Source organism: Paraglaciecola sp. L1A13 (assembly GCF_009796745.1).
In the GTDB taxonomy this organism is placed as follows: Bacteria; Pseudomonadota; Gammaproteobacteria; order Enterobacterales; family Alteromonadaceae; genus Paraglaciecola.
This window is the reverse complement of sequence record NZ_CP047024.1, coordinates 525,951-545,024: the sequence shown is the minus strand read 5'-3', so window position 1 is coordinate 545,024 and position 19,074 is coordinate 525,951. Positions and strand designations below refer to the sequence as shown.

Below are 19,074 nucleotides of genomic sequence, written 5' to 3'. Positions count from 1 at the left end.
AATTCAGGCTGACAGCACCTCACCCTCTTTGACTACGGGCAACTTTGACGCACCACTAGGTGAGTATCTAACAACACTACTTGCTTAGTATCGTGACTAAATAACAATCCTGCGGCTACTCGGCCTTTTTCCAGACTTCGCTGACACACAGTGGTAAGACTGGGGACACTGCGTTGTGCTTCAGGTATGTCATCAAACCCGGTAACGTGCAAATCCTTTGGAATGTCGATGTTCAATTCCCCCGCTATGCGAATAACCGCCAATGCGATCACGTCACTCATGCATAAAACCATTTTAGGTAATGGACTTAACGTGAGGGCTTCTCTCGCAGCTATTTCTGCCATATCAGGTGTATTAAGTGGGATATGCCAGATTTGACTAGGGGAAAACATAATCTGGTTATCGGTTAACGCTCGCACATAGCCTTTTAAACGATTGCGCGATATTTCTTTTGACTCAAGATCAATATCTACCGCCGTTAATCGACAAATACGGTTAGAGTCTACCAAACGCAAACCCAAAATAGCCACGCTGTCCGGCTTAGTGGCTAACCCGTGATTTGCCACTGTATAAGCGCCGTCCTCGTTATTGATATTGACTGATGCGCTATCGTTGGTTTCAAAGTCCACAGCTATTAGTGGTTTTCCACCTCGCTGAACCCGTTCAAAAATATCCCCTGCGGGCGCGCCATAAAACACAAACCCATCAGGTAACGATTCAGAACTACTTTGGGTCTGCTGATCAGACGCACTGGATAACAAAAGTAATTGTTTGTTCTCGTTAACCAATACCTCTGCTACACCTTGCAAAAACTGACTCGCAACCGGATCTGACAAGCTATAACTAATTGAATCGGCAAGAACTACGGCAATAACACCAGACTCCCCTTTACGCAACGTGCGGGCGGCAAAGTTTGGCCCGTGATAACCCAACTCCGCAGATTCACGCAAAATACGTTCACGTAACTTTGCTGACAACTGAACCGGGCGATTAAACGCATTCGATACAGTTGCAGTGGATACACCAAGCTGCACTGATACTTGTTTAAGGTTGAGTTTTTTATTGATAACCGCGACGTTCCACTAACATTATTAAGGGCTTAATTTAGCAAGATTGACAGTATTGTCGCCAGCTCAACAGGGCTCAATAACAAGGTGAAAATCACTTATAGATATCTATCAATACTTCGATGTTGAGTAGCCTAGCAACTTGACTGATTATTGAACTTCATATAAAAACCCGAGAATCACCATGCTTAAATTGTACGGATTTGACGTCAGTAATTACTTTAATATGATCAAATTAGCCTTGTATCGTAAAGGCTTAGATTACGAAGTTGAAATTGTTTACCCTAATCAAGAACCTGAGTTTTTAGCCAAAAGCCCCATGGGTAAAGTTCCCGCTCTTGAAACCGAAGATGGCATTATCGTTGAAACCAACATTATTATGGAATATCTAGACGCTAAATATCCTGATAAGCCGTTGTATCCATCCGACCCGTTCGCACAAGCAAGAGTAAAAGAGCTCGTCAAATTCATCGAATTATATCTTGAATTGCCTGCCCGTCGCTGCCACCAAGAAGCCTTTTTTGGCAGCAAGGTTAGTGATGAAACGCGCAAGGATGTAAAACGCGCACTTTTCCGAGGCATCACAGGATTAAATAGATTAGCGTCTTTCTCACCTTACGTGGCTGGTGAGGAATTTAGCGCCGCTGACATTATGTTTTTATACAGCGTTGATTTAGCTAGCTCAGTGGCTAAAAAATTGTACGATATAGACCTGCTCGAAGGCTCTAATGGCGCTAAAGCATTGATGGCTAAGTTAAATGAACTACCTGAAGTGCAGAAAATTGCAGAGGATCGCAAAGTAGCAAATAAAGCATTTGTAGAGTATGTAACAAGTTTTAAAAAATAAACCGTGATAAAACGGTAGGCTCAGAGGGGGATCTTCCTTTACCATATAGGGCTCTTATAGGAGAACCATGATGAGCCTTACTTCAAATGCTAAATTCAGCTGCCCATATTGTATGGAAATCAATGATATTGAAATTGATCAAGATAACGATCTGGGCCAACAACTGATTGCTGATTGTCAGGTCTGTTGTAGCCCTATAGAAATCCTTATTACCCAAGACGATGATAACGACTTTATTATTCACGCTCGTACCGACAGCGAATAGTCTATTTTTACGGAGTTCTACTTTGATTGACATTTTCCATGCGTCCGACTCTTTGCGACGCAAATTACACACCATTGAAAACGAGCGCGATTTAATGCAACTAGTGCTTAAAAATTTAAGTCAGTACCGGTTTGCTACGCGTGTTGAACACACTGAATTGGATATTGCTTTTGCTGCATCAGGCGGCCCCAGTCATTTCGCTAATACTGATGCCATAGAGATTGCATGCACCCCAGTGGTTAACCGCCCAACGCAATTTAACGACATATTACTAGAGCGCCAAACTGGCTATATTAATCTGTCCACCCCGGCGGGTTTTATTCCTTTGGTTGACGCAGTAGAGCGCAATGGCTTTTTGCATAAAAAACTACTTAGTTAAGTTTACTGCTTTAATTTCGAGTAATGGTCCACTTGGTTCTGGGCCATTACTCGCGGTTGCACTTCTATCATTGTCGCTACCGAAAACGGCCTTTAGTGAGCAAATTAGCTTTACCAAAAACACGCTAAAAAATGATATTCAGCTGAGTTACCAATGGAACGATAAAGACCAGGAACGTCATCAGTTTTCTTTCACCTTACCTCTTAATGATATAAAAACCAGTCACCACAAACGGTTTGTGCCTCAGCAAGTTAGTCGATATCAATACATTGCCATGCAAAAAGAACGCAATAAAATCGATGCAAAAGATGCTCGAATTGAAATAAAGCGTATTGGTGGTGACCTACAGCTCAGTGTAAGTAGCCGTTTACCCCAAGCCGCTGCCAAGTACCAGCGTCAATTACTCGATGCCAAAGACGAAGCCTTCGAGCAATATTTGAGTGATAATTATTACGCTCATTTTAGTGATTATTTGGGTCAGCAAGGTATTAAGCCAGATCATTTACGCTATATCAGTGAGAACCAAACGGTTCTGAAGCCGTTTGCCGAAGCCATGTATTTAGAGGCATCAGAAGAGGGGGATATGCGCGCTTTTTTAAACTTACTATTGAGTTGGTTGCAAAGTATTCCGTATGATGACTTAGAGAATCGGTTATCTTCAAATGGCTCTGGATTTTCGCCACCTTTAGCTCTGCTTAGCAACAACCGTGGTGATTGCGACAGCAAATCCGTGTTGATGGCCAGTATAATACGGGCGCTGTTTCCACGAATTGAATTAGCTATGCTGTATTTACCAAATCACGCATTGTTGGCCATATCACTCCCCTTGTCTAAGGATGAAAAAGGCCGACAAATAGAAGGAGAAACATACTTGTTAATGGAACCGACGGGCCCTGCTTTAATGACATTAAACGAAACCGCTGCCACGAGCCAACGATCACTCGATATGGGAATGTATAGCTACGAAATTATACCTTAAGCGTCATATGCCAATTTTTATAATGCTTTTTAATGAAAAATACGCGCCCTTTGATAATTGCCATGTAATTATAAAAGGCGGTCGATTATACCTAGCCTGAAATAGTTTATATTCAGTAAAATTGTGAGTCCCTATGAATCCATATGACATCGTGCTGTTAATCCATATTTTACTCTTCTGTTATTGGTTGGGTGGTGACATTGGCGTTTTCTACTCAAGTCAATTTGTAGTAGATAGCCAACTCAGCAGAGAAACCAGAATGACAGCCGCTAAAATTATGCTTGGCTGCGATCTTATCCCCAAAATATGTATGAGCTTAATGCTCACAGTCGGAGGGATTTTGGCTCACTATTTAGGGGTACAACATGATCCATGGCAGTTTGTAGGCATTATATTACTGGGCCCAATATGGCTTACCATGGTGCTAGTATTGCACTATTACCATAACGCTCGTTATATACCCACATTGACTAAAATTGATTATATCTTCCGCTGGATAATGATCGCAGTAATCGCCACCTCGTGTGTGTACGCGTACAATTCTGGTAGCTTAGATCAAGCGCCGTGGTTAACGTTAAAACTATTGGGTTTCGGATTTTTAATATTTTGCGGTCTTATGATCCGAATAAACCTAAAAGAATTTTCTGTCACTTATGCCAAAATGCTCCAGGACTCGCACGATGATAGCGATAACCAGAAAATGGTTCGTAGCCTTAAAAAGGTAAAACCTTGGGTAGTAATTATTTGGTTGGTATTGATACTTGAGGCTTATGTGGGTATCGCAAAACCACTTTTTATTTAAGAAAATAACCGCCATTGATAATGGCGGTTTTAATGACCAATTTACTCATTGAGTAGTGTTATAACTGCTCTTCGGCAAATTCCGCTAAACGGCTGCGCACCACACCGTCTAGATTGACGGTAGCACTACCTGAGAAGTTTTTAAATTTCTCTACTATGTAAGTTAGTCCTGAGGTAACCGCAGACAAATAATTACTGTCTATTTGCGCCAAGTTACCACTGCAAATTAACTTAGTGCCTTCACCACAACGCGTAATGATAGTTTTAAGCTGAGACGCGGTTAGGTTTTGTGATTCATCCAAAATTACAATAGCGTTTTGAATACTGCGGCCACGCATAAAGTTTACGGATTTAAACTGAATATTGGCCTTTTCCATAATGTAGCTCATGGACCCCTTAACGTTTTCATCGTTTTTGTGCAGCACTTCTAGAGAGTCGGTAATCGCCGCTAGCCAAGGTGCCATTTTTTCTTCTTCTGTACCGGGTAAAAAGCCAATAGATTCGGCAATTTCAGGGGTGCTACGTGTCACAATAATCTTATCGTACATGTTTTTTTCGACCACCATTTCAAGGGCTGCCGCTAATGCCAATAAGGTTTTACCACTGCCTGCTGGACCCGTTAAGATAACTAAGTCGATGTGTGGGTCGAGTAACGAATGTAGCGCCATTGCCTGACCTATATTCTTGGGCGTGATCCCCCATGCTCGGCGACCCATCAAGCGTTCGTAGCCTAAATCTAACACGTCTATTTCGGTCTCGGTTACCGATTCAACCAACCCAGCGAAATGTTCAGTGTCATCAAGTAAATATTCATTAACGTATGCTTCAGGTAAAACATCTTTGGTCAGGGTATGAATAGTGTCTCGGCCCTCAGAGCGACTATTTACCGCGGTAACTTCGCTCCAAAAATCTCCCTTAAAACGATGAAAACCTTTGGACAAATATTTGATATCACTAATTAATTGATCGGTTCGGTAGTCTTCAACGTGCGCTAGCCCGGCTCCTTTTGCTTTGAGTCGCATATTGATGTCTTTAGTCACGAGTGTGACTTGACCAAGTTTATTCTGCTCCTGTAAGTACAACGCAGTATTAATGATGCGGTTGTCGTTTTCGTCGCTAGTAAACACATGTTGATCGGCAGGCAGAGCATGGTCCACGAAAATAGATAATGACCCTGTAGGCGCAGTATCGCCAGAACCAATCCCCTTCATACTGACGCCTTCCATAAGCTGCTCTGGGGTAGCGTCATGGAGCAAATCTTCCATGGCACGAATGGATACCCGTGCGTCACGAGCAACGTCTTTTTTACTGTCTTTGATGTAATCGAGTTCTTCAAGAACAGTCATCGGGACGACAACGTCGTTTTCTTTAAAGGATAAAAAGGCAAGGGGTTCGTGAAGCAGTATATTGGTATCTAGTACATAAATTCTGGTGTCTAACGCTTTTTTTTCTGGCATTCGTCACTCCGTTTTTATAAAAGGCACTGCATTACAAATCACCAATAAACAGCCAACCGTATTCAATATTGAACTGCTATTGGTTACCTGTTAGTTAAACAATAAACCACTTTTCGTGCTTAATCATCTACTTTTATTAAGTAAATGTTATGTGTATATACGCGCCTATTCATGTCTTTTCACCTATGGTTAGACCTGCATAAGCTTGGGTTATGTGTATTTATGCACAATATGTTTAGAAGAAGGTGGATTCACCTCCATCCCTAAGCACTATTGGTATACAATGCGCGCCGAAATTATTCCGCCCGCATCAAAAAATCAGTTATGCATACACTGTTGGGAGACACTCTATGGCGCAAAAACATTCATTCGCACTTGGTCAACGTTGGCTAAGCGATACCCAAACAGAACTCGGCTTGGGGACTGTGGTATCGGTTGATAATCGCGCAGTGAGCCTATTGTTCCCGGCCACTGGCGATAGCCGTGCCTATGCCAAGCAGAGTGCTCCTCTGACCCGAATTTCATTTGGCGAAGGAGACGACGTAACCAGTTATGAAGGCTGGGATATGCAGGTTATTAGTGTGAGCGAAGAAAACGGCATGCTCACTTATACAGGTATTCGCCAAGACACCCAAGAAAAGGCAATTCTTAAAGAAACCTTTATCGATCATCATTTTCAGTTGAATCAGCCAGAGCAGCGCTTGTTTGCCGGCCAGTTTGACCATCCCAAGTGGTTTGATTTACGAGAGCAGTGTTTAAATCATCAATATGCCCATAGCACGTCGTCATTACTGGGTTTTGTAGGCGCACGGGTTGATTTAATTCCGCACCAATTACATATCGCTGCTGAAGTAGGTCGCCGCTTTGCGCCCCGCGTACTGTTAGCCGATGAAGTGGGTTTAGGTAAAACCATTGAAGCCGCGCTTATCATCCACCAGCAGTTATTAACCGCTAGGGCTGAGCGTGTATTAATAATCGTCCCCTCAAGCTTGGTACATCAGTGGTTAGTGGAAATGCTACGCAGAGTGAACTTGGCATTTTCTATCTTCGATGAGGAACGTTGCAGCGCAATGGCCGGAGAAAGCGGTAATCCGTTTGAATCTGAGCAATTAGTGATTTGTAGTTTAGATTTTTTAACGCACAACAGCAGCTATTATGAACTAGCCATGCAAGCCAAATGGGATTTAATGGTTGTAGATGAAGCTCATCATCTTATTTGGAGTGAAGGACAAGCTTCACAAGAATATCAAGTGATACAAGGTTTGGCTCAAGTGACCAAGGGTGTATTACTGTTAACCGCAACACCAGATCAACTTGGCCATGAAAGCCACTTTGCTCGTTTGCGCTTGCTCGATCCAGCGCGCTTTCATGATTACCACAGCTTTGTGAAAGAAGAGCAGCAATACAGCCAGCTAGCCCAAGCCATCTCTCCCTTAATATCCGGTGAGGTGCTAAGCAAAGAAGATATCGAGGCTATCGAAGCCTTCGCTAAAGATGAAGAGCTTGGCGATATCAATGCCATGACCGCTAGAAAAAAGACGCAGTTACTGCATAATCTGTTAGATAGACATGGGACCGGACGTTTATTGTTCCGTAATAGCCGAGCAGGCGTAAGTGGCTTCCCGGATCGTAAATTATTCAGCTACAGCTTAGAGCAACCGGAAGAATACCTGAATGCCCAAGCGGAAGACCCGTCTAATTTATCGTTACATCTTACCCCTGAACGCAATCCAGACTTGGTCAACAGTTGGTTTAATGTCGATCCCCGCGTTGATTGGTTTATCGATAAACTGCAAGCTCTTAAAGGCGAAAAAGTACTGACCATCTGCGCGAACGCGAGTACCGCATTACAACTAGCAGAAGTATTACGCGTTAAAGCCGGTACCCGAGCAACGGTATTCCACGAAGGTATGGGCATAGTAGAGCGTGACAAAGCAGCAAACTATTTCGCTCAAGACGAAGAGGGCGCCCAGGTGCTTATTTGTAGTGAGATTGGCAGTGAAGGTAGGAACTTCCAATTTGCACATCATTTGGTCTTGTTTGATTTACCCCAAGTACCCGATTTACTTGAGCAGCGCATAGGCCGTTTGGATCGTATCGGTCAGACCCAAGATGTATGCATTCATGTGCCGTACTTTGATATGAGCGCCCAGCAGGTATTACTCGACTGGTACCATCAGGGACTCAACGCATTTGAGCAAACTTGCCCTACTGGCATGACGGTATTCGAAGAGACTCAAGAACTATTGCAAAGCTGCTTGATGTTTCCCACAGACTTTGCAGCCAGTGAAAAACTAATCAATCAAACCGCTAGTTTGCACAGGCAACTCAAAGCGCGTCTAGAGCAAGGTCGCGATAAACTACTTGAATTAAATTCATCAGGTAAAGGCCGAGTAGAAAAACTGCAAAAAGAAATTTTACAAGCAGAAGACTCTCCTACCCTTGAGCTTTTTATGACACGCTTGTTCGATACCCTAGGCCTTGCGCAAGAGGACAAAGACGAGAGCTGTTATATTCTTCGTCCTACGGAAACCATGGTAGCAACGTTGCCCGGGCTCGATGAAGAAGGTATGACTATAACCTATGAGCGTACTACTGCTACTCGTTTAGAGCATGTTAGCTTCTTTAGTTGGGACCACCCTATGGTGCAACACGCCATGGAAACCGTCACCACAGAAATTACCGGAAAGAGCTCAGTCGCACTAGGAGAGGATAAATCACTACCTGCTGGCGCATATTGGCTTGAGTGTCTATTTGTGCTGTCAGGCAAAGCTGATAAGTCATTGCAGCTTGATCGCTTCTTACCGCCAACGCCAATAAAGATATGCGTTGATACGACTAATAATGTTGTGGACAAACAATTTATCAAACTCGATAAAGTGCGCGGAAAAATGGGCAATCAGCTTATTAAAGCTCTTACACCTCAGTTAACTAAAGCCCTTGCTGTGGCGCAAAGCCAAGGTGAAAAAGACGCAGATAAAGTGCGTAAGCAATGTCAAAAGCAAATGCGATCTCTATTAGGCGGCGAATTAAAACGCTTGCAAAGCTTACAGAAAGTTAACCCTTCTATTCGAGATGAAGAAATCGCGTATTTACAGGGTCAAATTGATGATTTGAAAAAGGTGATTAGCGAAGCACGCGTCAACTTGGAAGCTATTCGCCTGGTCGTGAATAATCCGTAAAGACACAGGTTAATAATATGCTGCCAAGACAGCTATAACTGAACATGGGGTTCAAGGATGAACCTGCTTTTTAAAAATTGGCCTAGCCACTTCGCTCTACTATTTGTTTACCGTCAAATACGCAAGCCATCACCAACCCAGTGCTATTGTGGGCAGTGACAAGGTTATAATTTAGTGCTTACATATTCGGTTTTATACGTCCCACTAAAGATACTTAATCCGCCTTTATCTTTTTAATCAGCGTTTATTAAAGTAACTTCATTACATATCCGATAACAGGTAATGATTAGGTGAATAACGGCTTTTTATGAATATCCGCACGACTACATTTTACTGCTTAATTGCGTATTGCATTACGCTTGCCCAATATGCAGCCAGTGCGAGTACGTTAAGCGATGTTCAGCGACAACTGTTTCCCGACAAAGCTAAAGTTTTACAGGTTAATCAGGATGCAGTCCCGTTAATTGAATCACAAAATACAACGTCTAACCTCAATGGCGTGGTGATTCTAATTGGTGAATCAGGGCGTCCTCCAGTAAGCCAGCAGAATCTCGCTATGTTGACGCAATATTTAAATGATTTAGGTTGGGTCACCATGCAAGTTTCGCCACCGACGATTGGTTTTGAACCTGATCTAGCTATAGAAGATAATGGTCAATCTGGGACGCAATCTAATGCAACACCAACAGATGAAACCCCAACTGAGACAAGGGAACAAAACCCGCAATCTCAACAGAGTAAACCCGCAACACCCAGCTCCCCGCAATACCAAATTCATCGCATCAGTAATGCGCATTTTTTAGAGCACGAAGCAGAGCTCAAGGAATTGATAAAAGCGACGATGCTACGGGCACAAGAATATTCAGGATTTCGCTTAGTCATAGCCCAAGGAAGTAGTGCCGCTTGGTTGATAAAAATATATGCTGAAAAGCAAATTCCTAACCCAGATGCAATGGTCGCTATTAGTCCATTTTGGCCCCAGCGGAATCTAAACTCACTTATTGCCAAGTACACAGCTATCACTGAAATGCCGATACTAGATATTTACAGCGCCCAAGATAATAGCTGGAGTTTACTAAGCGCAGCTCAACGAACAACCACCGCCACTAAAAGCTTGAAGTTAGATTATCGCCAGAGAGAACTTACCAGCGCTTTTAATACTAAACCTGATAGCGCTTTTGTGAGTAAAGAAATATACGGGTGGCTACATAATTTAGGCTGGTAACACATTTCATTACATTGTAGTAGCCATATAAAACATTTTAATTATCAACTAGATAGTTAAATTGTCGACTATTTCCTGCATAAAAATCCAACAAAATTTATTCGAAACACTATACTTTTGTCTAATTCGACTTTCAAATACGAGGGTATTAGGCTGTGATCCATGTACAAAAATTCTTAAATGTTAAGTCTCAACAACTCGCGTATTTTGTGCGAGCTTTTTGGAACAACCGTATAGTATACAACGAATTAGACCTATACTTTTGGGACACCATGGAAGAATGGTCTCAGGTGAGTCATCTCGCTAATCAGCCAATATCACAACGAGAACGGGTATTTTGGTATGTGCTGCATCAATTACATTTTTGGCCTGAACAGAAATTGCGTGAAGACATTAATGTACGCAGAGACTTAGATTTGTGTGTGCATTTTCTCGAGAGTCAAGAAGACTACCCTTTCCCCTTTGAGTACTCTGGCGCTAGACCTTAACATCTCGTTAAGGTCTCGTTTTTCATGCATTATGATTCGCTGGCTTTAGTATTCCAAGGGGCTATTTTCAACAGCATAGCCATGCCAGGCAAAGCGCACACAAAGCACAGCATAAAGAATTGTGTGTAGCCAATTGATTCAATAATATAGCCTGTCCCCGCACTCACAAATGTTCGAGGGACAGATGCGATACTGGAAAATAATGCAAATTGGGTAGCGGTAAAATGTCGGTTGGTTGATTTAGCCATAAATGCAATTAAAGCAACTGAACCTAAGCCCACTCCAAAGTACTCAAAGCCGCTGGCTACTGCTAAAACGAGATGGTTATAACCCACCATAGATAGCATCACGTAACCCAAAATGGAGATCAGTTGAAAAACGCCAAAAATCCATAAGCTGCGATTAATCCCCAACTTAACCATTATGATCCCACCTAATATCGTGCCAGCAGTCGCTCCTATGGTTTTGGCAATTTTGGCTATTGACCCAATTTCAACAGTGGAAAACCCCATATCTAAAAAGAACGGCGTTTCCAGCGCAGTCGCCATACTATCGCCTAACTTATAAAACATGATGAACAATAGAATAAGTACGGCTTGTTGCCAGCCTTGACGCTGGAAAAACTCTACAAACGGCTCAACCACAGCTGAGCGTAATGTTTTGGGTTCATCCCCAGCTTTAGAGGTTTCATCTATCATCAAAGTTGTGACCAAGCCAACCAGCATAAAGACTGCGATGCTCAAATGAGCCACTGACCAAGGATAAAAACCGGCCAAAATCATCGCCAATGAACCGGGTACAAAAGACGATATGCGATAGGCTTGAGCGTAAAACCCGTTACCTGCCCCCAGTTCATCATCGGGTAATAATTCCCGTCGATAGGCATCAATGACGATATCTTGGCTTGCACTGAAAAATGCAATAGCCGCAACAATAACGATAATGTGACTGATTTCCGTGGCAGGGTCGTAGAAAGACAATAGGCTCATCAATAGGATAAGTGCAATTTGGGTGATAAACATCCATCCCCGTCGCCGACCTAAAAATGGGACCACGAAACGGTCCATCACCGGAGACCATATAAACTTCCACGTGTAAGGAAAAAGTACTAGGTTAATTAACCCAATCGTAGACAGATCGATGTCTGCAGAGCGCAGCCAAGCAGGTACAAATTGGATCAGTAAATACAAGGGGAGACCGGAGGAAAAGCCAGTGCAAATACAAATGAGCATGCGTTTATTTAATAACGCCTGGCGTAACGTTTTATTATTCATAGCAACTGCGTTTTCTTATAATTATAGTGTGACGATATTGGCTAAACTAGGCAATAACCACTTGATTGCGGCCGCCCGTTTTTGCTTGGTATAGGGCCTTATCTACTCGCTCTAACCACTGCGTATGTTGTTCAAATGCAGGATCAAATTGGGCTATCCCTACACTGACTGTAAAGGAAATACTTTGTTGTTCATACTCTATTGTTAGCTTTTCAACCGACTGACGTATACGTTGGGCAAGTACCATGACATTTTCCGCAGCAGTATCGGGCAGCAAGATTGTGAACTCCTCTCCTCCATATCGACCGCAGATGTCCGTCTCCCTAGAGACATGGCTGATTAATTTTGCCAATTGGCGAATAACTTCATCGCCCGCAGGGTGACCATAGGTATCATTAATTTTTTTAAAATGATCGATATCCAACATGATGACCGATGAATTTCCTGGACTGCGCATGTTTCGCTTAAATTCTCTACTGAGTTGCTCTTCCCAATAACGGCGATTAAAAATTTCAGTTAAACCGTCTACTCGACTTAACTGCTCCAATTTAATGTTTAGCGCATCAACTGCTTTCTTGCTTACTGCTTGATCAGTCACGTCATATACAATTATACACATCTGATCAACATGACCAGATAACGAAGCAAGAGGAAAAATAGTGATATTTTGATACATGAATTTGGAAGGTGAAGTAATCGGTCTATTGGCACCAAAGTGAAATAAATAAGGGCGTTGTTCCCAAATGACAAAAACCGGACTTTTCAGTGAGAATACAGGCTCAGCTTTAGCTCGCAACCAGTTCTCATCTATTTCAGAAAAACTATCGAACAGCGATTTCCCACGGATCATACTCGGAACGATACTACTGTGATTTTCCATAAATTGATTCCAAACCACTACACGGTAATCACGGTCTACCACCACAATACCAACCTCAATAGAGCCTAGTAAATCATGCTTCCAATGCATTTCTGCTATGTCGTTTGTGTCCCGCACAGACCAGACTCCTAAAGTGAGGTTTTGAGCAATTTATCGTAAACCAATTCCATGGCATGACCTGGAAATAACAGCAACAGATCAAATTGGATATCTTGTGAGTTAATTGCGTAGGCAATTTCAATTGCTAAAATTTTATCCCATCGCTGGCTGTTATTTTCAAGTACTTGATCGATATCGCAATGGCGTCCCAAAATAATGGGATGATTATGACTAAAGCTGACATTCAGCTGCTCTGATAAGGCATTCAAACATGCCGCAACCAAAATATTAGAAATATCCATCAACACTTCTAATTCAAATTCTGATATTGAGCTTTTTTGGCTGTATTTGAGCAGCTTACCCATGTTGACAAAATTTGCATCATCAAACAGCACTAATGCTTCACCATTAATGCCTGCACCAATAAAACCATGGGATACAGCAGATATACTATCACTATTCTTCACATCAGAAATCGCCATATGCAATTCGTTATGGGTAATAAGATTTACGTTTGGAATAGGTAACCGAATAAACTCCCCGAGTAACTTAGCCAATTGTTCACCAGCTCGCCCCATGGCGACATTGGCCATTTCTCGATAAGCATCGAGTTCAGCCCCTTGACTGTGGGATTCAATGACCGCGAAATTATCCTTGCGCGCTTGGGCACTTGGCTTTCCCGCGTAAATGCCATATTGACGCAGAATGTCACACAGCTTTTGGTTATCGACGGGTTTGCCGATAAACGCAATCGCCCCCAACGCTAACATTTTTTTGTGCGCTTCTGGCTGAACATCACCTGAGACAACAATCACCATGGTGGGTAAGTCTTGATCCTTAACAACTTGCATTGTTTGGTAACCATCCATCACCGGCATATTCAAGTCTAAAAACATAACATCGCCTTTACCTTGCTCTATAAACTCTATTGCTTCTTTGCCGTTTTCAGCAAAGTGCATTTCCACATCCCATCCGTCAGGGATAGAACGAGCCATCTGCCGACGAGCAAAAGCGGAGTCATCACAAATAAGAACTGACGTTGTCATATAAAGTACCGATTCCGTAGTTAAAGCCTGAACATTTAAGCCAGATAAGGAAAATTTTTTGCGCAGTGATGTATAAAACGAATCCATTAATCTTAAGGTTAATCGGCTTTTTCCACAAGCAGACCTTAGTTCAAAGTATTCATGATTAAGACTCATAATTTCGAGCCAACAAATGCTTATAATCTGCTAAAATATCGCCAGTAATTTCTAAATGAGTGGTCGCCAAACGTTATGAAACAATATCTGGATTTATGCCGACGCATAGTCGACGATGGCATATGGGTAAATAATGAAAGAACCGGTAAAAAATGTCTGACGGTCATCAACGCCGATCTCAGTTATGATGTTGCAAATGGTGAGTTCCCGCTGGTTACGACCCGTAAAAGCTTTTATAAGTCAGCGATAGCTGAAATGATTGGCTACATTCGCGGCTACGATAACGCTGCAGATTTTCGAAAAATAGGCACGTCAACATGGGATGCAAATGCCAATGAAAACGAAGCTTGGTTGAATAATCCCTATCGTAAAGGTGACGACGACTGCGGATTAATTTATGGCAAAATAGGACGAAACTTTCCCAAACCCGATGGTGGGAGTATCGATTTGTTGGCCAAAATTGTGCACGACCTGAAAAACGGCATTGATGATCGTGGTGAAATTCTCACCTTTTATCACCCTGGGGCTTTTCATATGGGCTGCCTTCGTCCGTGCATGTACAGCCATCACTTTTCCTTACTGGGCGATACTTTATATTTAAATAGTACACAGCGTAGTTGCGACGTGCCTCTAGGTCTGAATTTCAATATGGTACAAGTCTATTTCCTTCTGGCCATCGTAGCTCAGATTACGGGCAAGAAAGCTGGTATGGCATACCATAAGATAGTTAATGCACATATTTATGAAGATCAACTTGAACTGATGCGCGATGTCCAGTTGGCACGTGAACCACTGGCCATACCAAAGCTCATTATTAATCCAGAGATTAAGTCACTAAAAGACTTGGAAACCTGGGTCACTATGGATGACTTTAGTATAGAGGGCTATGAGCACCATCCGGCTATCAAGTACCCTTTCTCAGTATAAAAATTACTAATCACTTTAGATAAAAAGGCGTTTTCTTAGCAGCACCTCCTGAAAACTGCATATTTTTACCCGCTAAAGTTGACCACGCACAAAATTTTAGGCATCGAATATGAGTTTGTGGATCCCGTTTACGTTAATGGCTGCATTTATGCAGTCTTGGCGAAATGCATTTCAAAAACGTTTGAGTGCTGACGTTGACACATTAGGCGTTACTCTTGCGCGCTTTATACTCGCCGTTCCTATGGCGGCTATCTACGTATCTCTTCTGTTCTATTATGGTGATACTGAGATCCCCCTAATGGAATGGCATTTTTATCTAATTATCATTCTCGGGGCAATATCACAGATATTTGCCACAGCTTTAATGGTTACGTTATTTCGTCTACGTAATTTTGCCATGGGCGTTGGCTTAGCTAAAAGTGAAGCCGTTATTGCAGCCGTTTTAGGGGCGTTATTCTTTGCGGCGCCGCTATCTTATATAGCTTGGATTGGCGTACTTATCGGTGGGATTGCCGTATGGCTAATGAGTGTGCCAAAAGGCATGAGAAATATATCATGGCCAACGCTGATAATAGGCCTAGCTAGCGGGCTATGTTTCGCATTTACAACGCTTTTGGTACGTGAAGCTAGCTTAATGACGAAGCTGCCGTTTTTACTAGGTGCGGGTTATGTGTTGTTTTGGGTTTTACTCGTACAAACCATTATCATGCTGGTGTGGCTACTAATCCGCAGACCCATTACTCTGCGCGCACTATGGGCAAGGCCCAAACTGGTATTTGTCATTAGCTTTTGTAGTTTTGTAGGTTCGATTGGTTGGTTCACCGCGATGAGTTTGGAAACAGTGGCTTTAGTGAAAACCTTGGGGCAAGTAGAGATTTTCTTTACTCTACTGATTTCAGCAAAATGGTTCAGAGAAAAATTACAACGTTCAGATAAGTTGGGTTTAGGAATGATACTTGTCGGTGCGATATTTGTTATTTTGGCATAAAAAAACCAGCTTTAAGTAACGACTCGAAGCTGGTTTTTGTAGTAGCTGATAAGCTTAGAATGCGTAGTTATACTGGGCTGCTAAAATAAAAGCGTTGCCTTCACTACTAAACTCCCACTCACCACCCGCATCATCTGCTTCAGTAAACGTGCGATCTTGACCACGAACAATGCTTAATCCTAAGTCAATCGATGAACTGTCATCAAGTAAGTAGTTTGCGCCGGCGCTTAACCACAAACGATTGGTATCAGGGATTGAAATTGACAACAACTGAGAGTCAGTAGGTGTTTCGTCGTAAGCAATACCAGCACGCAATTTCACTTTTGCATTTAACTGGTAATCGGTACCAATGGCGTAACGGAAGCTATCAGAAAAGTTTTCTTCTTTTTCAAAAATAGGATCTTCTTGGCTAGGAACGTACGCTTCTAAACGCTCAAAACTGCTCCAGTGGGTCCACATTACGCTGTAATGAAGACCCCATTTTTCGTCTAACTTATGACTACCTGAAAATTCAGCTATCGCAGGTAATTCTATATTTACTGTACCTGGTTGTGATTCACCGGCCTGACCATTGGGAAATACGCTAGGGATAAGCGGTAATTCATTGGTATACGTACCGTCAAAGGTGATATCAACTTTACTGCGGTAATGGAATCCGAAGCGAGAGTTTTCATCAATATCGTAAGCTACGCCTAAGTTATATCCGTAACCGTAGTCATCGCCTTCTAAGTCAACAGCCAACGTACTAGCAGGCACAGTTATACCATTAGCAGCTAAGGCGTTACTGAAATCCCCTAAGTGACGGGTAATCGTTGCATCGGCATAAATAACATTTAATCCACCAGCAACCGTTAAGCGATCATTTAGCTTATAGGAAACACTGCTGTTAAAATTGATGGTCACAATTTCAGTTTTACCCGCTAACTGTCCCGCCGCATAATCTTCATCAAACTCTGTAGCAAGTCCGAAATTTGAGAATAGACCAAATCCCACGGCGAATTTGTCATCAATAGGCATAACAAAGTAAGTAGCAGGTACAAAGGCTTCGGGGGCAATACTGTCATCGTCTAACCCAGCGGCACTAGAATATTCTGGTGCGCTCTCGCCCGTCAGGCTCACATCAGGAACAATATATGTACCAACAACAGACAATTGATTCTCGCTAAACTGTGACATCAAAGCTGGGTTACGGGCAACAACAGAGGCATTTTCAGCGATTGCGGCGTCACCAGCAAAGGCCCGCCCTAAACCAGAAGCACTGTGCTCTGATAGTTGAAAGGCAGCAGCGAAGGAGTTCAATGATAAGGTGCTTAAACCTGCCGCTAAAAGGATTTTATTTAATTTCATATGTTCTCTCTATGACTCGAATAACCGCAAAGGATAAGCGTAGAGTCTGTCCAAAAATTAGGAAGCGGATAATATAGCTTTTGTTAAGAAAATGTCAGTATTAGTCGATAAAATGCAGCTACTTTGCGGTAAAATCGTACAACTAACCAATATTAAAGTTTCACCAATAGCGAATTTAACTATTAATTCACGTAATACTAACCAGGCATTAACAATGGAGATGCTTTGAATATATTTTTTGTAGAGCGATATTGTTTAGCACGGTTAAATATTTTGCGTCAGCAAAAACACGCCAACTCCTAGGGTAAATAAATATGAACCCCACAGAGAGTGCTCAATAACAACAACTAATGTTGAACGTGATTGCATATAGCGATATCCAAAAAGCACCCCACCAATACCTGATAAGCCGACTGCTATCCAGTTTCCGTAAACCACATGAGCAAGAGAGAAACTCAACGTACTCAGAGCCCAGCGTATATTTTTCGAGGGGATAATGCCTTTATACCGATGAAAAAAGAACGTTCTAAAGATTAGCTCTTGTGGAATAACCGAAATAATTGGATAAATAGCCAAAGTTATCAACCAAAACTGGAGATCTTCTCTGGGCAATTTAAATAGAATTTGTGGTGCAAAATAATACACTAGCAACCCGAGCGCGATAGCCGCTGGCACGAAGAGTTTTAAGGACGCGCGAATATGCATCCAAAAATCATGGGTATTAAACAGGCGAAAACGTTTGAAGTCGACGTCTCTCCACAGTAACCACAGACAATAACCCCCCATCAAAATCAATAATGGCATCAACCAAGTGTCGTAGTCTGAGACGAGGAACAATATTAACAGCGGGGTACATAAAAATAGAACGGTCAGCTCAGACCAACGTAGCAAATGCATATAAAAACTCCTAGATGGAATATTATACAATTACCGCGCAGTTTTTGTTCATAAAATTGTCATGTATTTATGTTAGCAATCAAAAAATATAATATCATTCTAGAATTTATCTAAACGATAAGTAATTAATGCGCTTTATGAAAAAGACATTTCACAGGTATTATTTTTCACATTCCCCCTTGTAAAGCCCCTGCAAACGACACATATATCACCTATATAAAGACAACAATTTTAATTTCTGTGCATTTTAATAACTGACCTTAGGGAGATAAATATGACGACCATCAATATCGGTATCAATGAAGCAGACAGATTGAAGATTGCTGACGGACTAAAAGCTTTGTTGGCAGATACTTATACTTTGTATCTACAAACCCATAATTTCCATTGGAATGTGACTGGCCCACAATTTCGTGAATTGCATTTAATGTTTGAAGAGCAATACACTGAGCTTGCCACAGCAGTAGACGACATTGCTGAACGTATTCGTACCTTAGACATAGCGGCCCCAGGCACGTATAAAGAATTCGCAAAACTAAGCTCTATCAAAGAAGTTGACGGTGTGCCAGAAGCCTCAGAAATGGTTGACCTGCTAACAAAAGGTCATGAACAAGTCGTGAAAACCTCACGAGAAGTATTGAAATTAGCTCAGGCGGGTGATGATGAATCTACTGCGGCGTTAGTATCTGACCGCATGCGTATCCATGAAAAGACCTCTTGGATGTTACGCGCAACAAGAAAGTAAATACCAATCAGTTTAAAAAAGGGCT

The 19,074-nt window shown here is 42.2% G+C and carries 18 protein-coding genes; 11 read left to right on the top strand and 7 right to left on the bottom strand.

The features are described from left to right. Positions 1–32: 32 nt before the first annotated feature. Positions 33–1,034 carry a LacI family DNA-binding transcriptional regulator gene (locus tag GQR89_RS02270; RefSeq protein WP_158768559.1) on the bottom strand — a complete coding sequence of 334 codons (1,002 nt, stop codon included), beginning with the start codon at positions 1,032–1,034 and terminating at the stop codon, positions 33–35. 217 nt (positions 1,035–1,251) lie between these two features. Here GQR89_RS02270 and GQR89_RS02265 point away from each other — a divergent pair, with 217 nt between their 5' ends. The 5 genes from GQR89_RS02265 to GQR89_RS02245 all read left to right on the top strand — a co-directional run bounded on the left by GQR89_RS02265 (position 1,252) and on the right by GQR89_RS02245 (position 4,339). Continuing rightward, entirely contained in the window at positions 1,252–1,914 is a 663-nt protein-coding gene (locus tag GQR89_RS02265) for a glutathione S-transferase family protein (RefSeq protein ID WP_158768558.1), read from the top strand. A 70-nt stretch (positions 1,915–1,984) separates the two neighbouring features. Further along, complete coding sequence (locus GQR89_RS02260; protein WP_158772106.1) at positions 1,985–2,179, top strand: CPXCG motif-containing cysteine-rich protein; 195 nt, start codon at positions 1,985–1,987, stop codon at positions 2,177–2,179. A gap of 22 nt (positions 2,180–2,201) precedes the next feature. Further along, positions 2,202–2,558, top strand: coding sequence for a hypothetical protein (locus GQR89_RS02255; protein ID WP_158768557.1), 357 nt, complete (start codon positions 2,202–2,204; stop codon positions 2,556–2,558). Continuing rightward, a complete protein-coding gene (locus GQR89_RS02250; RefSeq protein WP_158768556.1) occupies positions 2,527–3,537 on the top strand; it encodes a hypothetical protein in 1,011 nt (336 codons plus the stop codon). Before GQR89_RS02255 ends, GQR89_RS02250 begins: the two co-directional genes overlap by 32 nt. 133 nt (positions 3,538–3,670) lie before the next feature. Continuing rightward, positions 3,671–4,339 carry a hypothetical protein gene (locus tag GQR89_RS02245; protein WP_158768555.1) on the top strand — a complete coding sequence of 223 codons (669 nt, stop codon included), beginning with the start codon at positions 3,671–3,673 and terminating at the stop codon, positions 4,337–4,339. 58 nt (positions 4,340–4,397) lie between these two features. On the opposite strand, the gene GQR89_RS02240 is transcribed toward GQR89_RS02245, so the two are convergent. Next, on the bottom strand, positions 4,398–5,795 hold the full coding sequence (locus GQR89_RS02240; RefSeq protein WP_158768554.1) for a PhoH family protein: 1,398 nt from the start codon (positions 5,793–5,795) through the stop codon (positions 4,398–4,400). A gap of 350 nt (positions 5,796–6,145) precedes the next feature. Here GQR89_RS02240 and rapA point away from each other — a divergent pair, with 350 nt between their 5' ends. From rapA to GQR89_RS21425, 3 genes are all read left to right on the top strand, one after another. Then, positions 6,146–8,977: an RNA polymerase-associated protein RapA gene (gene rapA / locus GQR89_RS02235; protein WP_158768553.1), complete on the top strand. Its 2,832-nt coding sequence runs from the start codon at positions 6,146–6,148 to the stop codon at positions 8,975–8,977. Positions 8,978–9,284: 307 nt separating this feature from the next. Next, positions 9,285–10,202: a DUF3530 family protein gene (locus GQR89_RS02230; protein WP_158768552.1), complete on the top strand. Its 918-nt coding sequence runs from the start codon at positions 9,285–9,287 to the stop codon at positions 10,200–10,202. A 155-nt stretch (positions 10,203–10,357) separates the two neighbouring features. Continuing rightward, entirely contained in the window at positions 10,358–10,690 is a 333-nt protein-coding gene (locus GQR89_RS21425; protein ID WP_233269054.1) for a hypothetical protein, read from the top strand. Positions 10,691–10,719: 29 nt separating this feature from the next. Here GQR89_RS21425 and GQR89_RS02220 read toward each other — a convergent pair whose 3' ends face one another. The 3 genes from GQR89_RS02220 to GQR89_RS02210 are packed head-to-tail and all read right to left on the bottom strand — an operon-like array spanning position 10,720 to position 13,989. Next, the gene (locus GQR89_RS02220; RefSeq protein WP_158768551.1) at positions 10,720–11,964 is read right to left on the bottom strand and encodes an AmpG family muropeptide MFS transporter; all 1,245 of its coding nucleotides are present in this window, start codon (positions 11,962–11,964) and stop codon (positions 10,720–10,722) included. 46 nt (positions 11,965–12,010) lie between these two features. After that, entirely contained in the window at positions 12,011–12,961 is a 951-nt protein-coding gene (locus GQR89_RS02215) for a GGDEF domain-containing protein (protein ID WP_158768550.1), read from the bottom strand. Positions 12,962–12,972: 11 nt separating this feature from the next. Then, positions 12,973–13,989: a response regulator gene (locus GQR89_RS02210; RefSeq protein ID WP_158768549.1), complete on the bottom strand. Its 1,017-nt coding sequence runs from the start codon at positions 13,987–13,989 to the stop codon at positions 12,973–12,975. A 231-nt stretch (positions 13,990–14,220) separates the two neighbouring features. Between GQR89_RS02210 and GQR89_RS02205 the strand changes: the two genes are divergently transcribed. Together GQR89_RS02205 and GQR89_RS02200 are read left to right on the top strand one after the other, a co-directional pair. Then, positions 14,221–15,072 carry a thymidylate synthase gene (locus GQR89_RS02205; protein ID WP_158768548.1) on the top strand — a complete coding sequence of 284 codons (852 nt, stop codon included), beginning with the start codon at positions 14,221–14,223 and terminating at the stop codon, positions 15,070–15,072. A gap of 109 nt (positions 15,073–15,181) precedes the next feature. Next, complete coding sequence (locus tag GQR89_RS02200; protein WP_158768547.1) at positions 15,182–16,060, top strand: DMT family transporter; 879 nt, start codon at positions 15,182–15,184, stop codon at positions 16,058–16,060. 54 nt (positions 16,061–16,114) lie between these two features. On the opposite strand, the gene GQR89_RS02195 is transcribed toward GQR89_RS02200, so the two are convergent. Beyond that, positions 16,115–17,407, bottom strand: a complete 1,293-nt coding sequence (locus GQR89_RS02195) for an outer membrane protein transport protein (RefSeq protein WP_158768546.1) — start codon at positions 17,405–17,407, stop codon at positions 16,115–16,117. Positions 17,408–17,671: 264 nt separating this feature from the next. Then, positions 17,672–18,304 carry a CPBP family intramembrane glutamic endopeptidase gene (locus GQR89_RS02190; RefSeq protein ID WP_158768545.1) on the bottom strand — a complete coding sequence of 211 codons (633 nt, stop codon included), beginning with the start codon at positions 18,302–18,304 and terminating at the stop codon, positions 17,672–17,674. A gap of 274 nt (positions 18,305–18,578) precedes the next feature. On the opposite strand from GQR89_RS02190, the gene GQR89_RS02185 reads away from it, so the two are divergent. Further along, entirely contained in the window at positions 18,579–19,049 is a 471-nt protein-coding gene (locus GQR89_RS02185; RefSeq protein ID WP_158768544.1) for a Dps family protein, read from the top strand. Positions 19,050–19,074 lie beyond the last annotated feature (25 nt).